General features: G+C 66.9%; 19 protein-coding genes. 10 read left to right on the top strand and 9 right to left on the bottom strand.

Translation table 11 applies throughout. The features are described from left to right. Positions 1 to 12 precede the first annotated feature (12 nt). The 4 genes from alr to ACK4MH_RS11635 all read right to left on the bottom strand — a co-directional run bounded on the left by alr (position 13) and on the right by ACK4MH_RS11635 (position 3,892). On the bottom strand, positions 13 to 1,074 hold the full coding sequence (alr, locus tag ACK4MH_RS11650) for an alanine racemase (protein ID WP_409718466.1): 1,062 nt from the start codon (positions 1,072 to 1,074) through the stop codon (positions 13 to 15). A gap of 41 nt (positions 1,075 to 1,115) precedes the next feature. After that, positions 1,116 to 2,606 carry a replicative DNA helicase gene (locus ACK4MH_RS11645; protein ID WP_346497712.1) on the bottom strand — a complete coding sequence of 497 codons (1,491 nt, stop codon included), beginning with the start codon at positions 2,604 to 2,606 and terminating at the stop codon, positions 1,116 to 1,118. 144 nt (positions 2,607 to 2,750) lie between these two features. Next, a complete protein-coding gene (locus tag ACK4MH_RS11640; RefSeq protein WP_409718463.1) occupies positions 2,751 to 3,116 on the bottom strand; it encodes a hypothetical protein in 366 nt (121 codons plus the stop codon). 167 nt (positions 3,117 to 3,283) lie between these two features. Beyond that, positions 3,284 to 3,892, bottom strand: coding sequence for an NAD(P)-dependent oxidoreductase (locus tag ACK4MH_RS11635; protein WP_409718460.1), 609 nt, complete (start codon positions 3,890 to 3,892; stop codon positions 3,284 to 3,286). A 53-nt stretch (positions 3,893 to 3,945) separates the two neighbouring features. On the opposite strand from ACK4MH_RS11635, the gene ACK4MH_RS11630 reads away from it, so the two are divergent. The 3 genes from ACK4MH_RS11630 to ACK4MH_RS11620 all read left to right on the top strand — a co-directional run bounded on the left by ACK4MH_RS11630 (position 3,946) and on the right by ACK4MH_RS11620 (position 6,099). Then, entirely contained in the window at positions 3,946 to 4,362 is a 417-nt protein-coding gene (locus ACK4MH_RS11630; RefSeq protein WP_409718457.1) for a winged helix-turn-helix transcriptional regulator, read from the top strand. Between the two features lie 90 nt (positions 4,363 to 4,452). Continuing rightward, positions 4,453 to 5,526 (top strand): AI-2E family transporter, encoded by a 1,074-nt coding sequence (locus ACK4MH_RS11625; protein WP_409718454.1) that lies wholly within the window; start codon positions 4,453 to 4,455, stop codon positions 5,524 to 5,526. A gap of 123 nt (positions 5,527 to 5,649) precedes the next feature. Next, complete coding sequence (locus ACK4MH_RS11620) at positions 5,650 to 6,099, top strand: NUDIX hydrolase (protein WP_409718451.1); 450 nt, start codon at positions 5,650 to 5,652, stop codon at positions 6,097 to 6,099. A gap of 6 nt (positions 6,100 to 6,105) precedes the next feature. On the opposite strand, the gene ACK4MH_RS11615 is transcribed toward ACK4MH_RS11620, so the two are convergent. Next, positions 6,106 to 6,813 (bottom strand): glutathione S-transferase, encoded by a 708-nt coding sequence (locus ACK4MH_RS11615; RefSeq protein ID WP_409718448.1) that lies wholly within the window; start codon positions 6,811 to 6,813, stop codon positions 6,106 to 6,108. A gap of 318 nt (positions 6,814 to 7,131) precedes the next feature. Between ACK4MH_RS11615 and rplJ the strand changes: the two genes are divergently transcribed. Next, positions 7,132 to 7,647: a 50S ribosomal protein L10 gene (gene rplJ, locus ACK4MH_RS11610; RefSeq protein WP_409718444.1), complete on the top strand. Its 516-nt coding sequence runs from the start codon at positions 7,132 to 7,134 to the stop codon at positions 7,645 to 7,647. Positions 7,648 to 7,709: 62 nt separating this feature from the next. Then, positions 7,710 to 8,093 carry a 50S ribosomal protein L7/L12 gene (gene rplL / locus ACK4MH_RS11605; RefSeq protein ID WP_135193045.1) on the top strand — a complete coding sequence of 128 codons (384 nt, stop codon included), beginning with the start codon at positions 7,710 to 7,712 and terminating at the stop codon, positions 8,091 to 8,093. A gap of 151 nt (positions 8,094 to 8,244) precedes the next feature. Here the strand turns inward: rplL and ACK4MH_RS11600 are convergent, their stop codons facing one another. Then, a complete protein-coding gene (locus ACK4MH_RS11600) occupies positions 8,245 to 9,162 on the bottom strand; it encodes an alpha/beta hydrolase family esterase (protein WP_409718440.1) in 918 nt (305 codons plus the stop codon). 120 nt (positions 9,163 to 9,282) lie between these two features. On the opposite strand from ACK4MH_RS11600, the gene ACK4MH_RS11595 reads away from it, so the two are divergent. Further along, positions 9,283 to 9,963, top strand: coding sequence for a type 1 glutamine amidotransferase domain-containing protein (locus ACK4MH_RS11595; RefSeq protein ID WP_409718437.1), 681 nt, complete (start codon positions 9,283 to 9,285; stop codon positions 9,961 to 9,963). A gap of 182 nt (positions 9,964 to 10,145) precedes the next feature. On the opposite strand, the gene ACK4MH_RS11590 is transcribed toward ACK4MH_RS11595, so the two are convergent. Together ACK4MH_RS11590 and ACK4MH_RS11585 are read right to left on the bottom strand one after the other, a co-directional pair. Then, positions 10,146 to 12,122: a M61 family metallopeptidase gene (locus tag ACK4MH_RS11590; RefSeq protein ID WP_409718433.1), complete on the bottom strand. Its 1,977-nt coding sequence runs from the start codon at positions 12,120 to 12,122 to the stop codon at positions 10,146 to 10,148. A 250-nt stretch (positions 12,123 to 12,372) separates the two neighbouring features. Next, entirely contained in the window at positions 12,373 to 14,328 is a 1,956-nt protein-coding gene (locus tag ACK4MH_RS11585; protein ID WP_409718430.1) for a M61 family metallopeptidase, read from the bottom strand. 213 nt (positions 14,329 to 14,541) lie between these two features. On the opposite strand from ACK4MH_RS11585, the gene ACK4MH_RS11580 reads away from it, so the two are divergent. Next, positions 14,542 to 15,945, top strand: coding sequence for a Do family serine endopeptidase (locus ACK4MH_RS11580; protein ID WP_409718427.1), 1,404 nt, complete (start codon positions 14,542 to 14,544; stop codon positions 15,943 to 15,945). 41 nt (positions 15,946 to 15,986) lie between these two features. After that, on the top strand, positions 15,987 to 16,190 hold the full coding sequence (locus tag ACK4MH_RS11575; protein ID WP_409718424.1) for a hypothetical protein: 204 nt from the start codon (positions 15,987 to 15,989) through the stop codon (positions 16,188 to 16,190). 6 nt (positions 16,191 to 16,196) lie between these two features. On the opposite strand, the gene ACK4MH_RS11570 is transcribed toward ACK4MH_RS11575, so the two are convergent. Further along, on the bottom strand, positions 16,197 to 16,619 hold the full coding sequence (locus ACK4MH_RS11570) for a VOC family protein (protein ID WP_409718421.1): 423 nt from the start codon (positions 16,617 to 16,619) through the stop codon (positions 16,197 to 16,199). A 75-nt stretch (positions 16,620 to 16,694) separates the two neighbouring features. Here ACK4MH_RS11570 and ACK4MH_RS11565 point away from each other — a divergent pair, with 75 nt between their 5' ends. Both ACK4MH_RS11565 and ACK4MH_RS11560 read left to right on the top strand, forming a co-directional pair. Continuing rightward, positions 16,695 to 18,023 (top strand): replication-associated recombination protein A, encoded by a 1,329-nt coding sequence (locus ACK4MH_RS11565; protein ID WP_409718418.1) that lies wholly within the window; start codon positions 16,695 to 16,697, stop codon positions 18,021 to 18,023. A gap of 16 nt (positions 18,024 to 18,039) precedes the next feature. Continuing rightward, a complete protein-coding gene (locus ACK4MH_RS11560; protein WP_409718415.1) occupies positions 18,040 to 18,765 on the top strand; it encodes an RluA family pseudouridine synthase in 726 nt (241 codons plus the stop codon). Positions 18,766 to 18,796 lie beyond the last annotated feature (31 nt).

The following is an 18,796-nucleotide window of genomic DNA, read 5'->3' as shown; positions in this document are numbered from 1 at the left end:
CCGGCGGGCCGCCTAATCCACGTAGCGACGCGGCACGCGTGTGGTGATCGAGGTCAGCAGCTCATAGCTGATGGTCCCTGCTGCGGCCGCTGCGTCGTCGAGCAAGCGGTTGGCACCGAACAACTCGACCGGATCGCCGACCGCGACCTCCAGGCCGGTGATGTCCACCGCGCAAACGTCCATCGACACCCGACCCAGCAGGGGGCGCGTCTCGCCTGAGATCCAGACCACGCCCTTGGGCGAGTAAGACCGCAGCAGCCCGTCCGCATAGCCCGCCGCCACGGTCGCGACCCGCATCGGGCGCTCGGCGATGAAGCCGCGCGAATAGCCGACGCTCTCGCCCGCCGGCACGTCGCGCACCTGAAGCACCTGGGCCGTCAGCGCAGCCACGGGGGCGATCCGCGTATCCGGCCGCCCCTCCGGTCCGCCGCCGTACAGGCAGATGCCCGGCCGCACGGTATCGAAGGCGAAATCGGGACCCAGGAAACAACCGCTGGAGTTGGCGAAAGACCGGATTACGCCCGGATAGCGATCCACCACGCCCGCAAAGGCGTCGCGCTGGCGCCGGTTCATCGGATTGGCCGGTTCGTCGGCGCAGGCCAGGTGGGTCAGGACCAGGGCCAGGCCGTCGAAGGCCTCGGGCGCATCTTCGGGCCGGACGCCCAGCCGGTTCATTCCGGTGTCGATCTGCAGACCGCACGTCCCGCCGCCCGCCGCCGCCCAGGCCTGCATCTGCGCCGGATGGTTCAGCACTGGCCGCAGGTCCGCCGCCTTCAGCCTCTCGGCGTCGTCGCCGTGGCATCCGTCGAGAACATAGATGACCGGTCCACCAGAGCCCTGCGGCCCCAGCGCGGCCCGCAGCCGCACCCCCTCGGCCGCCCGCGCCACGAAGAAGGTCCGCGCCCCCTCCGCCATCAAACGCGTCGCCACCGCCTGCGCCCCCAGCCCATAGCCGTCCGCCTTGACCACCGGATGCACCGGCTGGCCGCTGACGGCGCCCAGCGTGTGGTAGTTCCGCGCCAGGGCGCTGAGATCGACGGAAAGGACGGCGGGGGCGGGGACAGATACAGTCATCGCGCCCTTATGCGCCAAGTTCCGGCCGATGGAACAGCCGCCTACTCGTAGCTGACCTCTTCATAGCCGTGCGCCAGGTTGCCGAAGCGGACCGTGTCGGCGTCGAAGGCCAGTTTGACGATGCCGATGGGGCCGTGGCGTTGCTTGCCGATGACGACCTCGGCCTGGCCTTGCAGGCGGTCCATGTCCTGCTGCCATTGCAGGTGTTCTTCGGTGCCTTCGCGCGGTTCTGCGCGGCCCAGGTAGTAGCTCTCGCGATAGACGAACATCACGCAGTCGGCGTCCTGCTCGATCGAGCCGGATTCGCGCAGGTCGGACAGTTGGGGGCGTTTGTCATCGCGTTGCTCCACCTGACGCGACAGCTGCGACAGGGCGATGATCGGCACCGACAGTTCCTTGGCTAGGGCTTTCAGCCCGCCGGTGATCTCGGACACTTCCTGCACGCGGTTCTTCTGGCCGCCGGCGTTGCCGGTCGTGACCAGTTGCAGGTAGTCGACGATGATCAGGTCCAGCCCGTGTTCCATCCGCTTCAGACGGCGCGCGCGCGCGGCCAGCTTGGACATGGACAGGCCGCCGGTGGCGTCGATGTAGAGCGGAGCCTCGCCGATCTCGACCGCCGCGTCGCGCAGCTTGCCGAAGTCGGTGGCGTCGATCTCGCCCTTGCGCAGCTTGTCCGACGACACGCCCGAGGCGTCGGCCAGGATACGCATCGCCAGCTGTTCGGCGCTCATTTCCAGCGAATAGAAGGCGACCACGCCGCCGTTGACGGTCTTGCGACCCTCCGGCGTGGGCTCCCACTGATAGGCGCGGGCCACGTTGAAGGCCATGTTGGTGGCTAGGGCCGTCTTGCCCATCGACGGACGGCCCGCGAGGATCAGAAGGTCGGAGGGGTGCAGGCCGCCCAGTTTGCGGTCCAGATCGTTCAGGCCGGTGGCCAGGCCGGCCAGCTTGCCTTCGCGCTGATAGGCTTCGGCCGCCATCTGAACGGCGCCGGACAAGGCGTTGGAGAAGCTGACGAAACCGGACGACGGCTTGCCCGTCTCGGCCAGCGAATACAGGGTCTGTTCGGCCTGTTCGATCTGTTCGTCCGCGGGCGTCTCGGGATTGGGCGCCTCCTTGATCATCTCGCCGCCGATGCGGATCAGGTCGCGGCGCAGGGCCAGGTCATAGACGACGCGGGCATAGTCGGGGGCGTTGGCGGCGGGGGGCGCCCGATCGACCAGATCGGCGAGGTAGCGCAGGCCGCCGAACTCCTGGAAGGCCGGATCCTGCTTGAACCGCTCCATCAGAATGGTGGGCTCGGCCAGCATGCCCTGGCGGATGTGATCCTCGACGGCGTCGAACAGCCGCTGGTGGAAGGGTTCGTAGAAATGCACCCCGCGCAGCCGGTCGTTCAGCCGCTCGAACACGGCGTTGTCGAACATCAGCGAGCCCAGCAGCGCCTGCTCGGCCTCCAGATTGTGCGGCATCGAACTGACGCCGCCGTTTTCCATGGGCGAGGACGAGAAGGGCATGGGGGCGAAGGCGTTCATCGATTAACGCTTTAGCCCTCTCACGCGCCTGCGTCAGACGGGGACGCCGCCTGCGCCGTGGACAGATCGTTCGGGCTGGGGACGAACCGGAATTCTTCAATCGGATTTCGTCCGTCCTGCGAAGGATCGTCGATCCATCTGGCCTTATGGACAAGGGTACTCCGCCGCCATCCATTCGCGCATCGCCTGGGTCACGCTGATGTTGCGACGCGCGGCGGGGATGGCGTTGAAGCGGGCCAGGATCTGGTTCGGCGATAAGCCGACCTTGTCCGGCATGCAGGTCGCAGGCGAACGTCCCGCCGTCGTGGCCGCGGTCTGTTCGGTCCGAACCGTGCGGACGGCGCCGCGGAACTCGGCCATCAGCCGGCGCGTGTCGGAGCGCAGCAGGGCCGTCGGGTTCTGGGGGATGGCGTTGGCGGTCGTCAGGAACTCCTGCACCGTCATGGCGCTGGCTGCGCCGGCGATCAGCGAAAGCGCCAAGACGCCTGCAGCGATCAATATGGTCTTCATGGCGGTCCCCTCCAAAGCCCCCTCTGTCAAGGCCAAGGTTGAACGCCGATATGTGTCGCATCTGTGGCGCGGTGCCGCCGTTGGTTGGCGTCTCGGCGGCGGGCATCGATCCCGCAGCCAAGCCGTCAGACATCAGACCTGCGATGAGCAGCGGCGTCCCGGGATACTCAATACGCGGCCGTAAAGCGGGCGCGGCTGTGCTGGGGGTTTTCCAGCTCGTCGACCATGGCGATGGCGTAGTCCGAGAAGCCGATCTTGCTGTCGCCCTTGTCGTCCACAACCAGTTGGTCGGTTCCGGTGCGGAAATGGCCCAGGCGGGGCGTTTCCTCGATCACGGCGGCGGGCGAGAAGAAGGTCCAGTCGATCTCCGTCTCGTGGCGCAGGGCGTCCAAGAAGACGATGCCGCCCTGGGCGAAAGCCTTCCATTCCTCGGGGAACTCGGGCGTGTCGATCAGGCGAACGCCGGGCGCGACCTCCAGGCTGGCGGCGCCGCCGGTGACGAGCAGGCGAGGCACGCCGGCGGTCTTGAGCGCGTTCAGCAGGGTCTCGGCCGGCACGTCGAAGTGCAGGGCGCTGATGACGGCGTCCGAACCCTTGATCAGCTCCGCCAGTGCAGCGGCGTCCGAGGCGTCGCCCGCCACAGGCGTGACGCTGTTGGCGGCGGGGATGGCCTCGGGCTTGCGGGCGATGGCGGTGACGGCGTGACCGCGCGCGGCGAGTTCCCTGGTGATTTCCGAACCGGCGCGACCGCTGGCGCCGAGGACTGCGACTTTCATGGAAGGCTCCTTTAGGTATCCAATGGATACCAGGTGCGCTATGGGGTGCGGCCATGCAAGACGGCACCTTTCAGACACCTGGTCACCCGCAGGAAACCCGGACGCGCGGCGATGTGTTCGCGGCGAACTGTCCAACGCGGCAGTTGCTGGACCGGATCGCGGACAAGTGGAGCACTCTGATCCTGATCGTGCTGGGCGAGGGACCGATCCGGTTCAATGCGCTAAAGCACCGGGTCGATGGCGTATCGCAGAAGATGCTGAGCCAGACGCTGAAGTCGCTGGAGCGGGACGGTCTGGTGTCGCGATCCGTCGTGGCGACCGTGCCGGTGTCCGTAACCTATGCGGTGACGCCGCTGGGCTGCACCCTGATGGCGGCGATGCAGTCGATGATCGACTGGGCCGAGACGCAAATGCCCCAGGTCGCGGCGGCGCAGACGGCCTATGATCAGCGGTCATCCGAAGCCCACTGATTTTATTATCGCATGCGGCGAACGGCCACGCTCGACCTGCGTTCCTGTCGCGACCTTGAAGGGGGCGATATGTTCGGACTGGGAAGATTGATGGGCGATAAGGCTAATGTGGGCCTCGGCTCGGGTGGGGGCGATCCGTGGAAGGGGCGACTGGCGTTCGGCGCTATCGTGCTGGTCTCGGCCTATTTCGCCGTCCAACTGATCGTGACCTTGCAGACTCTGTGGCTGCTGATCTTCGGAGCCATCGTCGTCGCTGTGGTTCTTCGCGCCTTGGCCGATCCTCTCGTGCGCTGGCTGAAGGCGCCGGATCCGCTGGCGGTGTTTCTGTCGCTGGTAATCGTGGTCGCCGTGCTGGCGGGGATATTGACCCTTTTCGGCGCCCAGATCACCGAGCAGGTCGTGGCTCTGTCGGCCGTTGTGCCGCAAGGCTGGGATCAGGTGCAGTCCTGGATCCAGGCCCAGCCCTACGCCGCCCAACTGTTCGAGCAACTGCAGGGGTTGGGCGATCGGGCGGGCCAGGCCTTGCAGGTGGCGCAAAAGTTCGCCCTGGGCTTCGCCTCGGGCGTGACGACCCTGGTTCTCGTCATCGTCGCCGGCGTGTTCCTGGCCATCGAGCCGGCCAAGTCGCGCGAGGGTCTGCTGTCGATGGTTCCGATGGACCGTCGGGCCCGTCTGCGCGAGGTGCTGAACAGCTGCGGCAAGGCGTTGAAGGGTTGGCTGAAGGCGCAACTGTTCTCGATGGTGCTCGTCGGCACGCTGACGGGCGTGGGTCTGGCGATCATCGGCGTGCCCTCGGCGCTGGGCCTTGGGCTGCTGACGGGCCTTGCGCAGTTCGTGCCCATCGTCGGACCCATCGTGTCGACCATTCCGGCGGTTCTGGTGGGGGCGACCCAAGGGTGGGAGACCGCCCTGATGACACTGGCCCTCTATGTCGTGGTGTCCCAGCTGGAGAGCAACTTCATCACGCCGATGGTGCAGAAGAACGTGGCCAACCTGCCGGTCGTGCTGGGCATCTTCGCCGTGGTGGGGATCGGCACCCTGTTTGGGCCGCTGGGTGTGTTGTTCGCCACGCCGCTTGCCCTGGTGCTGCACACCTTGATCACGATGCTGTATCGTCAGGACGTCCTGGGAGATCCCGATGCGAAGGCGCCCGGCGAAAAATAGGACGCCTGCGTCAGTTCGCTTGACGCAGGCGGCGCGATCACCTTTGGAACGGGCTGATCCTTTCGCTGGTGCAAAACGTCGCATGGCCTGTCTCAAGACCCGACCCTCTCGGAACCGCGCCTGATGGCGTCGGGCGTCAAACGCACCGCGCGATCCGAGACCCGTCAGGTCGCCGCCCTGCCGTGGAGGCTGACGGACGAGGGTCGTCAGATCCTGATGATCACCTCGCGCGAGACCCGTCGCTGGGTCATCCCCAAGGGCGGCCGGATGGTCGGCAAGACCGATCCCGAGGCAGCCGCCCAGGAGGCCATGGAAGAAGCCGGCGTGCGCGGCGAGATGGACCAGATCTCCATCGGCGTCTTCCGTTACGCCAAGGGTCTGAAGGACGGCGGCGTGCGCCAGTGCGTGGTCTCGGTCTATCCGCTTCAAGTGCTGGTCCAGCTGGGAGCCTGGCCTGAAGCGCATCAGCGCGAGCGTCGCTGGATGAGCCTAAGCGAGGCGGCGGACCTGGTGCACGAACCGGACCTGGCCGCCCTGATCCGCGACTTCGACGCCACGCCCCTGGAAGATTGAACGACCTCAGTCGTCCAGTTCGGGATACCGGCGGAAGATGCCGTCTGCGTTGAAGGGGATGCGGCGTTCGCTGGCCAGATAGGTGGCGATGCGGGGCAGGGCGGCGACGCGGTCGCGCACGGCGATCACATGGGGCGTCGTCTTCAGGACACGCGCCGACGCCTTGGGAAAGGCGTAGCTCAGACCTTCGACCACCTGAAACAGTGACAGGTCGGCAAAGGTCAGTTGCGCATCGACCATCCAGTCCGAGCCATGCGGGTTTCGGTCCAGAACCTGTTCGGCCCAGCCCAGGAACTTGGCGATCCGTTCCTTGCGAAAGCCCTCGGCGCGCCGGGCGGCCTCGGTTTTCTGGTCGCCGTAATAGGCCATCAGATCGACGGGATGGTGGGTGTCGTGGGCCTCTGCGACCAGGTCGGCGAAGGTCAGCTGTATCTGGTTCAGCCAGGCGCGGTCGCTGTCGCCGTTCGGGCTGAGGCCCAGTTGCGGACCCAGCCAGGACAGGATGGCCGCGACCTGTCCGACGGTGCGGTCGCCCAGGCGCACGAAGGGCGGGGCGAAGGGCGGGTTGGCGGCGTCGGCCATCAACTTCATCATCGCCTCGCCATCGTCCTGGCGCGAGACATCGACATAGTCGGCGCCGGCGGCCTCCAGCGCCAGACGGACGAATTCGCCCCGTCCCTGGATGGTCGGCCAGTAGTAGAGTTCATACGCCATGCGATCCGCGCCTTGATTTCTGTGATCTGTCCCTGTAAGAGCGCCGCTTCCCGTCACAGGTTCATTCCTTTGACGGTCCTGTCCGAGAACTTCGGGGCGTGGGGGTCACCCAGGCCATAACTGTCAGAGAGCCCTCTGACGCCGTGGGGAGATGGGGACGCGACCCTGCGCTGTCAGCCCGCATTCCGGGACGGACGCCGTCAGACGCATCCTTCGGACAATACGACCGGCTTGAACGCTTTGCAGCGATGCACGGCGCTTTGGCCAATCCGTCGTCGGGAATAAGCCCGGCGGCGAATACCAAGACTGGAGTCCGCAATGGACCGCGCTCAAAAAGCCGAGTCGATCGAAACGCTCAAGGGCGTATTCGCCGACGCCGGCTCCGTGGTCGTGACCCAAAACCTGGGTCTGACCGTTGCGGAAATGGAAGATCTGCGTGGTCGTCTTCGTAAAGAAGGCGGCGCGTTCAAGGTGGTCAAGAACCGCCTGGCGCTGAAGGCGCTCGAAGCCGAAGAAGGCAGCGAATTCCACGGCCTGTTCAAGGGTCCCGTGGGCATCGCCTATTCCGAGAACCCCGGTACGGCCGCCAAGGTCGCCACCGAGTTCGCCAAGGCCAATGATCGCTTCAAGATCATCGGCGGCTTCATGGGCGACACCGTCGTCGACCAAAAGGGCGTGGAAGTTCTTTCCAAGCTCCCGACGCTCGACGAAGTGCGCAGCCAACTCATCGGCCTGCTCAACGCGCCTGCGACCAAGATCGCCGGCGTGCTGCAAGCACCCGCCGGTCAGCTGGCTCGCGTGTTCAACGCCTACGCCACCAAGGAAGCCGCGTAAGCGGCCCAGCCTTTCATCTCTGCATCACTCTCTAAAACCAATCCTCCGAAGGAACACTGACAATGGCTGACCTCGCCAAGATCGTCGAAGACCTGTCCGCTCTGACCGTTCTCGAAGCCGCTGAACTGTCGAAGCTGCTTGAAGAAAAGTGGGGCGTCAGCGCCGCTGCTCCCGTCGCCATGGCTGCTCCGGCTGCCGGTGGCGGTGCTCCGGCTGAAGCTGCCGAAGAGCAAACCGAATTCACCGTCGTCCTGCTGGACGGTGGCGACAAGAAGATCAACGTGATCAAGGAAGTCCGTGGCGTGCGTTCGGACCTGGGTCTGAAGGAAGCCAAGGACCTGGTCGAAGGCGCTCCGCAGAACGTCGTCGAGAACGTCTCCAAGCAAAACGCCGACGAAGTCGCCAAGAAGCTGACGGAAGCCGGCGCCAAGGTCCAGATCAAGTAAGATCTGACTTTCGGCATTTGCTGAATATCGGAAAGGCCCGGCGGGAAACCGCCGGGTCTTTTTGTTTGCTGGGCCTACCGCGCGTGGCGCGACTTGAGGCCGATTGGGGCCTCGCGATTTGGCGGGCGTAAGGTCTGCGGCTGTGACTGTCTCAGCGCTGCGGTCGGGTGCGCGGGGCGAAGAAGGCCCAGAGGGCGTCGTTGTCGGCGACCCAGCTGTGGCCGCCGCCGGCGGTGATGCGCCCCACAACGTCCGCGCCGTCGCGGCAGGCCGCGTAACCTTCTTCATAGACCGTGTCGGAGACCCAGCGGGTGTCGCGGATTTGTGTGCAGCCGTTGATCTGGGCCCAGCGCTGTTCGGCGGCGTGCATGGTGTAATGCCAATAGCCCGCGCCCCCGCCCTGAATCGGATTGGTCGTGTCCGCGTCGCCGGCGAAGGCGATGACCGGCATGGGGCGCGAGGGACGGCAGGTGGCGGGGTCGGGCTCTTCCGGTCGGTCCTTGCGCGGATTTCCGGCGCGCAGGCCCACGACAGGCGCAATAGCGGCGAACCGGTCGGCGGCGACGCATGCCAGCCAGGACGTCATCCGTCCGCCGCCCGACAGACCCGTGGCATAGACGCGGCTGTCATCGACGCAGCCCTGATCCGCGAGCACCCGGATTGCGGTCGTCAGATAGGCGACATCGTCGGCGTCGTTGGGGCCGGGAACCGCGCCGGTGATGGTCGGGACGCCGGGAATGTTCCACACGAATCCCCGTTCGACCGGGATGCCGGCGTCGGGCGCGGCGACGATGAAGCCGTGCCGGTCCGCCGCTTCCGCCAGGCGAGACGAGGCCAGCATCTTCTCGCCCGTGCCGCCGCTGCCGTGCAGCAGGAAGACCAGAGGCGCGGGCGTGTTCGGATCGAAGCCGGTGGGCAGGTGGAGCAGCATCGTGCGGCCGGTTCTGCCGATGGCGACGGCCTGGGTCGCGCCCGCCTGGCCGATGCCGCAGGGCGCTGCCGCGTGGGCGGTCTGACTGAAGGTCATCAGGCCCAGCAGGGCGGCGAACAGACCGATCCAACGCTTCATGCGACTTCGCCTCTCGTGAGTGGAACCGGCAGGGTGGTGTGTTTCCCGCTCGGAGGCCAGTCTTGAGGGATGGCGCTCGCCTTCCCATCTGTGGACACCCCAAGAGACGGAGCCTTCCTTATGAACATCCTGCTGGTGCTGACGTCGCACGATCAACTCGGCGACACGGGCAAGAAGACCGGTTTCTGGCTGGAAGAGCTGGCGGCCCCCTATTACGCGCTGAAGGATGCAGGCGCGCAGGTCGTGCTGGCCTCGCCCAAGGGCGGACAGCCGCCGCTGGACCCCAAGAGCGACGACGCCGACGCCCAGACCGACGACACGCGCCGCTTCAAGGCCGATGCCGAAGCGCAAGCCGCCCTGGCCTCGACTGTCGTCCTGTCCTCGGTGAAGGCCGATGATTTCGACGCCGTCTTCTATCCCGGCGGTCACGGGCCGCTGTGGGACCTTGCCAATGACGCGGACTCCATCGCCTTGATCGAAGCCTTCGCCAAGGCGGACAAGCCGACTGGCTTCGTCTGTCATGCGCCGGGCGTGCTGAAATCCGTGACCGGCGCGGACGGCAAGCCGCTGGTCAACGGCCGCAAGGTGACGGGCTTCACCAACTCCGAAGAGGATGCGGTGGGCCTCACGGACGTGGTGCCGTTCCTGGTCGAGAACGTGCTGATCGCCAATGGCGCAGACTATTCCAAGGGGCCGGACTGGGGGTCGTATGTGCAGACCGACGGCAAACTGGTGACCGGCCAGAACCCGGGCTCGTCGCGTGAAGCGGCCGAGGCCCTGCTGGGGCTGTTGAAGGCGTAAAACTCACCTCTCCGCGCGCGAAGGCGCGTGGGGAGGACAGATCGCGCTAGCGATCAGGAGGGGCGACTCCGACGGTGGGGATGACCCCAAGAGCTTCAGCCACCGTGTCGCCCCCTCCTGGCGCTCGCTGACGCTCCCGCCTGTCCTCCCCGTCGGCCTTCGCCGACGGGGAGGTGGCCACTCTAGCGCCGCCTCGGCGCGAGGATGTCCGACAGGCGGTCCGGCGTTCCCTCGATCCGTTCCAGGCGCGGGTAACGCAGACCGTCGTGGTAGGCGAAGGCCACCGTGCGGAAGCGGTCGCCGGATTTCAGCAGCAGTTCGATAGGGGCGTCGGTCCCTTTCGCGGCGGTCACGGCGTCGCGCAAAGCCTCGGCCGAACCGGCCTTGCCGTTGACGGCGACCAGGCTCCAGCCCGCGCCGATGCCCTGTTCGAAGGCAGGGCCGCCCCAGCGGATGTTGGTCAGCTTGTCGCCGCTGAGGGTGAAGCCCAGCGAATACTGGAAATCGTTGGCCCAGCCGGTCTGGACCGACTTCTCCGCCGCCGACGGCGTGTCGGTGTAGGTCAGCCTCCAGCCGCCGCGTTCGATCCCGGCCAGGGGCGCCTTGGCGTCCGGACCGACGGCATCGAGGCGGCTGCGCAGGAACTCGGCCCAGTCGTGCGGGTAGACGGCGTTCAGGGCGGCGACAACGTCTTCGAACCTGTATCCCTGGGGCGCCCATTCGCCGTCGTCGTGGCCGAAGAAGCCCTTGGCGAAGTCGTCCAGGGACTTGCGCCCATTCGTGCCCTCGCGGATCAGGGTGTCGGCGTCCAGCCAGACCAGCAGGCTTTCACGGTAATAGTCGCCGGTGCCGCGCATCCACGAGGGGAACTGGCCCGGCACGCGATAGCCCAGCAGATTGTGGTTGTTGGTGTCCTGCAGCGCGCGCCACTGGCGGCCCGGCTGCTCGTCATAGAAGGCGGCGACATTGGCCAGGGTGGCCAGCGCCACTTCCCTGGAATGCAGGCCTGAACGGGCGGCCAGCACATCGCCCCAGTATTCGGTCTGGCCCTCATAGACCCACAGCAGGGTGTTCTGGGTCGGAACGTTGTGGTTGGCGGTCAGCTCGTCCGCCGGGCGCATGAACTTGCCGTTCCAGGAGTGGGCATACTCGTGGGGCAAGAGGCCCCGGTCGCCGGCGCTCTTGGTCCAGTCGGTGAAGAAGCCGGGGGCCCCGGTGTTCTCCGAACTGCGGTGATGCTCCAGGCCGATGCCGCCCATCTGGTCGGTCAGGGCGAACAGGAACTCGTAGTTGTCGAAGTGGCGGGCGCCGAACAGATGGTCGGCCTGCTGGACCATGTTTTCGTACAGCTTCAGCTGCTCGTCCGTGGCGGCCAGACCCTTGGCCTCGTCGGCCAGCAGGTTCAGGTGGACGCGGTCGCCCGTCGGGTCGATGTCCACGCGGCGATAGTGGGCGCCGGCGAAGATGGGGCTGTCGATCAGGGTATAGAGGTCGGTCGGGGCGAAGGTCGCCACGTCGCCGTCTTGCGAGGCCGTGCTCAGGGCGGTGCCGTATTTCCAGCCGGTGGGCAGGACCACGCTGGGGGCGACCTGAATCTGGCGGCTGAAATAGCCGGCCGGATAGAGGATGGCCTTCTCCCACTGAAGATTGACCATGGCCGGCGTCATCAGCACGCGCCAGTTGGAACTGTCGGGCTGGGTCAGCTGCTGGAAGGCGACGTCGATACTGGTGACGCCCGCCGGGATGTCGAGGTGGAAGGCGTAGGGGTCCAGCGTGTCGCGCAGCCACTCGATTCGCTGACCATCGGCGGTCACGGTCAGGCCGGAGATCAGCTGGATCGGGCCGGTGGCGGCGTGGTTGCCGGGCAGGAACTTCGGGTAGAGCAGGGTCAGTGGGCCGGGGCCGGCGACGGGAATGGTCTGGCTGACGCTGATGATGCGGCGGTCCAGATCGGTGATGTCGGCGCGGTACTGGATGACGCCGGGATAGGGCTTGTCCTGCGGCGCCGGGATGGCCGGCTGGGCGCGGGGCAGGGCCAACGGGGCCTGGCTAGCGTCCGTGACGACGGGCGTGGACTGGAAGGTCTGGGCCAGGGCCGGAGCGGCGGCGGCTGTCATCAGAACGGCGAGGCAGGCGGCGGTCAGGCGGGTACGCGGCATCAGGTCATCCGAACTGGAGGGCAGGCGCGCACCGTCGGGGGCGCGGCGCGATGCGTCAAGGGACACAACGTCACCTCTCCGCGCGCGAAGGCGCGTGGGGAGGACAGGTTGCGGAGCGACCAGGCGGGGGCGACTCAGGCCGTAGTGATGACCACAACAGCGTCTGACACCGACACGCCCCCTCCTGGCGCTCGCTGACGCGATCGCCTGTCCTCCCCATCAGCCTTCGCCGATGGGGAGGTGAAGTGGGTCAGCGCCGGCGCGGCGTCAGGATGTCGCCTAGGCGGTCAGGCGTGCCCGCGATCCGTTCCAGGCGCGGGTAGCGCAGGCCGTCGTGGTAGTCGAAGACGACCGTGCGATACTGGTCGTCGTCCTTGACGATCAGGGTGATGGAAGTTGCGGGGTCCTTGGCGGCGGTGACGGCTTCGTTCAGGCGGTCGGCGGTGGCGGCCTGACCGTTGACGGCGACGATCTCCATGCCCGCAGCCAGGCCCGACTTGAAGGCCAGGCTGTTCCACTGGACGCTGCGGATCTTGTTGGTCTCGCCGGTCTGGAAGCCCAGGGAATAGGTGAAGTCGTTGCGCTTCAGCTCGGCATACAGGGTCTTCATATAGTCGGTGGGCGTGTCCGTGTAGGCCAGTCGCCAGCCGCCGCGCGCCAGGCCGTCCAGCGGGGCGCGGGCGTCGGGACCGTCGGCGTCCAGGCGGGTGCGCAGGAAGGTCGCCCAGTCGTTGGCGACGACGCCGTTCAGGGCCGCGACCACATCCTCGAACGTATAGGGAGCCGGCGCATAGTCGCCGTCCCGGACGCCGTAGAAGGCGCGGGCGAAATCGTCGAGCGACTTGCGGCCGCCGGTCTTCTCCCGGATCGTGGTGTCCACGTCGAGCCAGATCAGCTGCCCTTCCGAATAGTAGTCCTCGTCGCGCTGCCACGACAGCCAGCCCTTAGGCTGGCGCTGGCTGATGATGGGGTCGTTGGTAGTGTCCTGCATTGCGCGCCATTCGCGACCGACGCGGGTGTCGAAGGTGGCGGCGGTCATGGCCAGGGAGTCCATCGCCTGCTGTTTGGTCAAAAGGCCCGAGCGGGCGGCGACGACCTGACCGTAATACTGTGTCTGGCCCTCATAGACCCACAGCAGGCTGTTCTGCAGCGGGCTGTTGAAGTTGGGCACATACTGGTCGGCGGGACGACGCCATTTGCCGTCCCAGGAGTGGTTCATCTCGTGGCTGAGCAGGTCGCGATCCGCCAGATGCGTGTCCCAGCCGGTGAAGAAGGCGGGATCGACGGAGTTCTCGGAGCTGCGGTGATGCTCCAGCCCGATGCCGCCCAACTTGTCGGTCATGGCGATCAGGAAGTCGTAGTGGTCGAAGTGGCGCGCGCCATACAGGCGGTCCATCTGATCGACCAGATTGCGCAGAATCTGGATCTGGTCGTCGGTGGCCTCAAGGCTCTTGGCGTCGTCGGCGACGAAGTTGGCGCGGACCGGCGAACGGCCGCCGGGGTCCAGGTCGATCTGGCGATAGTGGAGGCCGGCGAAGACGGGGCTGTCGATCAGGACTTCCAGATTGACGGGCTTGAAGGTCTGAAGGTCGCCGGCCCTGGTTTCGGGCTCCAGCGCCGTGCCGAACTGCCAGCCCGTCGGGAACTTGACCGTGGGCTGGACCGTGATGTTCCGCGACCAGTGGCCGGCGGGATAGAGCAGCATCTTCTCCCACTGAATGTTCAGCATCTCGGGCGTCATCGTGATGCGGCCCTGGGCGCCGGTCGTCGGCGACAGGTGCTGCATGGTGATGTTCAGCGCGGTCGCGCCGGCCGGGACGACGACGTGATAGGCGAAGGGGTGCAGGGGATCGCGCACCCACTCGACGCGCTGGCCGTTGGCGGTGATCTCGATGCCCGCCAGCTGGGCGATGGGACCGACGGGGCCGTGGTTGCCGGGCAGCCATTCGGGAAAGAACAGGGTCATCGGACCCGCCTGGGCGACGGGGATCGTCTCGGTCACCGCGAAGATGTGCTGGGCCAGGTTGGTGGCGTCTACGTCGAGGGTGATGACGCCGGGGTAGGCCACGTCCTGGGCGTCCGGGATCGCCGGCAGAGGCGCGGGCAGGGCGGGCGAATAGGTCGAGGCCTGTTGCGCCAGTGCGGCGGGGGCGGTCGAGACGAGCAGAAGGGCGAGAGAGGCGGCGCGCAGGCAGGGACGGATCATCGGGGACTCTTGCAGACTGGATCGGGGGCGCCGCGACAGTCCGCCGCGGGGAGTTGGGCGTCAAGGTTCGAGCCTCTGCTGAGCTGTAATATTATCCAGAGCGCCGGGCGGAACAGGCCGAAAGCTTGTCCGTTGATCGGAGCTCCACGCCTTGATCCGGCCCGAAACCGGGTGCGGTATGGCGTCGCTTGAAGCCTGACTTTCTGGATGCCCATGAAGACCCGATCGATCGTGCTCGTCGCCGCCTTTGCCCTGTCGGCGTGCGGCAATCCCAACAGTTCGAAAGCGCAGGAAGGCGAGTTCGCCCAGCCGACGCGCACGGCGCCGTCCGACGCGGCGGGGATGAAATCGAGCTTTGCGCCCGTGGTGCGATCCGCCGCGCCCGCCGTGGTCAATATCTCGGCCCGCAGCGTGCAGCGGGTCCAGGCCGATCCCTTCTTCCAGTTCTTCGGCGGCGGCATCCCCCAGGCGCGGGTGGCGGAATCGGTCGGGTCAGGCGTCATCGTCCGTTCGGACGGGATCGTGGTGACCAACAATCACGTCATCGACGGCGCCCAGCAGATCAAGGTCGTGCTGAACGACCGGCGCGAGTTTCCCGCCACCGTCATCCTGGCCGACGAGCGCAGCGACATCGCGGTGCTGAGGCTGGAGAACGTCAGCGACCGCCTGCCGGTCCTGGCCATCGACGATCAGGAGGAGCAGCAGGTCGGCGACCTGGTCCTGGCCATCGGCAATCCGTTCGGCGTGGGCCAGACGGTGACCAACGGCATCATCTCGGCCCTGAACCGGACCGAGACCGGCATTTCCGACAGCGGCTCCTTCATCCAGACCGACGCGGCCATCAACCCCGGCAATTCGGGCGGGGCCCTGGTGGATATGGACGGCGACCTGATCGGCATCAACACCGCCATCTTCTCGCGTTCGGGCTCCTCGGCCGGGGTCGGGTTCGCCGTGCCGGCCGCCATGGTCAAGCGCGTGGTGGATTCGGCGCTGGGCGGTGCGACCACGGTCGTTCGGCCGTGGCTGGGGGTCAAGGGCGACACGGTCACCGGCGACATCGCCGGCAGTCTGGGCCTGACGCGGCCGCAAGGCCTGGTCGTCACAGACGTCTACGCCAATGGCCCGGCCGCCCGGGCGGGCGTGCGTCAGGGCGACGTGATCACCGCCGTCGATGGCCAGGAGATCAACGACCAGGGCGGGCTGAACTACCGCGTCGGCTCACGCAATCCGAACGACCAGGTTCAGGTGGCCATCCTGCGCGACGGGCGGCCGGAGACCCTGACGGCCCGCGTTCAGCCCCTGCCCGGCGACGCCGACCCGAAACAGGGCGTAACCATCGAGGCCGGTCCCTTCGCCGGGGCCGAGGTCGTGGCTCTGAACCCGGCCCTGGCCGACCGCTTGGGGGGAGATCCGTTCGCCACGGGCGTCATCGTCACCGGCGTCTCGGGCCGAGGCTACGCCGCCCGCGCGGGCTTCCGCCAGAACGACCTGATCGTCAGCATCAACGGCCGCGCCATCGCCAGCGCTCGCGACGTCGAGACCGCCAGTTCCGGTCGCGGCCCGTGGGAGGTCGTCGTCAACCGCGGCGGCCGTCAGATTCGCGGCGTGCTGCGTTAAGTCAGGCTGGACACAGTCTTCGGTTGTGGCGATGTTAGGCCATGAGTGAGCCCACGATCTTCGGACTTTTCATTGGAACAGTAGGCCTTGCTGTCTTCGTGATCGCCGCCTGGAAGATGGCGTCATGGCTTGCTCGGAGAGGCCACGTCATCCGCCCCGCTACCTGGATGGATCACCAGATGACGAAGATTGAGAATGCGGCGGCGGAGAAGAAGCGCGCGGCGGAGATGCTCGACAGGGACTGACTATCCTCAGCCCTTCGTCGGTCCGCCTATGGACCAGGTGTGGCCGAAGGGGTCGCGCAGGACGCCGTAGCGGTCGCCCCAGAACTGGTCGGCCATGTCCATGACCGGCTCTGCGCCGCCGACGGTCATGGCGCGGGTCCACCAAGCGTCAGGATCGAGGACCTGAAGGTGAAGGGTGACGCCTGCAGGCCGCACGTCCTGGCCGCCTGCGTATTCCGGGAACTCGTCGTTCAGCATGACGCTGGCGCCGTTGATCTTCAGATGGGCGTGGATCAGGCGTTCGCCGTCGTCGGCCAGCTTGCGGTCCAGCACTTCGGCCCCGAAGGCGATGATGTAGAAATCCGCCGCCGCCGAGGCGCCGCGCGACGGGATCGTCAGATGGGGCGTCAGGCCCGCAGTCGGACCCTGGTTCGGATTGGCGGCGGTCATGAAGGCGGTCTCCTTGGCGGGCCGCCATACTAGCGCGTGAAAAGCGCCCCGCGAATGACTACATAGGTCGCACCCATGACCGATCTGTTCGAAGCCTCCGGCATTCTGCCCCCCGACGCGCCCCTGGCCGACCGCCTGCGCCCGCGAACGCTGGACGAGGTGGTCGGCCAAGATCACCTGCTGGGCGCCGGCGGTCCGATCCGGCGCATGATCGAGGCCGGACGGCTTGGCTCTATGATCCTGTGGGGGCCGCCCGGGACCGGCAAGACCACCATCGCCCGGCTTCTGGCCCAGGCGGCGGGCTATGAATATCATGCGATCAGCGCCGTCTTCTCGGGCGTGGCCGATCTGAAGAAGGCGTTCGAGGCGGCGCGGATGCGGCGCGCGGCGGGGCAATCGACACTTTTGTTCGTGGACGAAATCCACCGGTTCAACCGCGCCCAGCAGGACGGCTTCCTGCCCTTCGTCGAGGCCGGCGTCGTCACCCTGGTCGGGGCCACGACCGAGAACCCCAGTTTCGAGCTGAACGGGGCGCTGCTGTCGCGGTCGCAGGTCTATGTGCTGAAGCGGCTGGACGACGCGGCGCTGGATCAGCTGTTGACGCGGGCCGAGGCGCATATGGAGAAGGCCCTGCCGCTGGCGCCGGAAGCGCGCCAGGCCATGCTGGCTCTGGCCGACGGCGACGGTCGCTATCTTCTGACCATGTCGGAGGTGCTGTTCGACCTGCCTGAAGGCGAGATGCTGGACGTGCAGGGGCTGGCCGGGGTGCTGCAGCGGCGGGCGCCGGCTTATGACAAGTCGAGAGAAGAACACTACAACCTCATATCCGCCCTGCATAAATCGGTGCGAGGCTCGGACCCGGACGCCGCCCTGTACTGGCTGGCGCGGATGCTGAATGGAGGCGAGGATCCGCTGTATCTAGCGCGTCGGATCGTGCGAATGGCGGTCGAGGACATCGGCGAGGCGGACCCCCTGTCAATCCTGGTCGCCAATGCGGCCAAGGACACCTACGATTTTCTGGGCAGCCCCGAGGGCGAACTGGCCCTGGCCCAGGCCGTGGTCCACCTGGCCACCGCGCCCAAGTCGGTGGGGGTGTACGAAGCCTTCAAGGCGGCCAAGAAGGCGGCCTATGAGACCGGCTCGCTGATGCCGCCGGCCCATATCCGCAACGCCCCGACCAAGCTGATGAAGTCGCTGGGCTACGGCAAGGGCTATCAGTATGACCCCGATACGCCCGAAGGCTTTTCCGGCGCGAACTTCTTCCCCGACGAGATGGAGCGCCGCATCTTTTACAAGCCCAAGGGCGAGGGGCATGAGGAGAAGGTCAAGGCGCGGCTGGACCGCTGGGCCGAGATGCGGGCGCGGATGGCGGTGGACGGCGCTGTGGACGCGGCGGGCGACTGACCTCTAGAAGCCCCCGATGACAACCCGCCAACCCGTCGTCCTGTCCGAGGATGAGATCGCCGCCGTCCGTTCGTGGGTGATCCACGAGGATGCGCATGTCATCGCCTTTTCCAAGCCGCCGGGCCTGTCCAGCCAGGGCGGGCGGATCAAGGCGCATACACTGGACGATCTGCTTTGGGCGTTTGCGCGGTCGAACGGCAAGCGGCCGGAGTTGGTGCATCGGCTTGATCGCGACACCTCGGGCGTGATCCTGGCGGCCAAGACCAAACCGGCGGCGAGTTTCCTGGGCAAGGCGCTGCAGATGCGGCGGTTCAGAAAACAGTATCTGGCCCTGCTGTCGGCCGCACCCGAACCGGCGTCCGCGACCATCGACGCGCCGCTGCGCCGCGAGGAGATCGGGCGCGAAAGCTATATGCGCGTCGTCGCCTTCGATGCGCCGGGCGCGCAGGGCTCGCAGAGCAAATACCGGACCCTGGCCTCGGGACCGGAAGGGGCGGTGGTCGAGCTGGAGCCGCTGACCGGGCGGATGCACCAATTGCGGGTGCATATGGCCCATATCGGTCGGCCGTTGATCGGGGACGTGCGTTACGGCGGCGCCCTGACCACGGCGGTGGGGCCCGCGCCGCGCTTGATGTTGCACGCCGCCAGGCTGAGCTTTCCCCATCCCGAAGGCGGCACGACGACGGTGGAGGCGCCGCCGCCCGAGGACTTCGCCAGACTGCACACGGCTCTGGGCCTGTAGGTCGCCCGTCTCTTGAGGGAACGTCGTGTCG

It is taken from the genome of Brevundimonas sp. (genome assembly GCF_046295075.1).
Classification (GTDB): Bacteria; Pseudomonadota; Alphaproteobacteria; order Caulobacterales; family Caulobacteraceae; genus Brevundimonas.
This window is presented reverse-complemented; position numbering and strand designations above follow the sequence as displayed.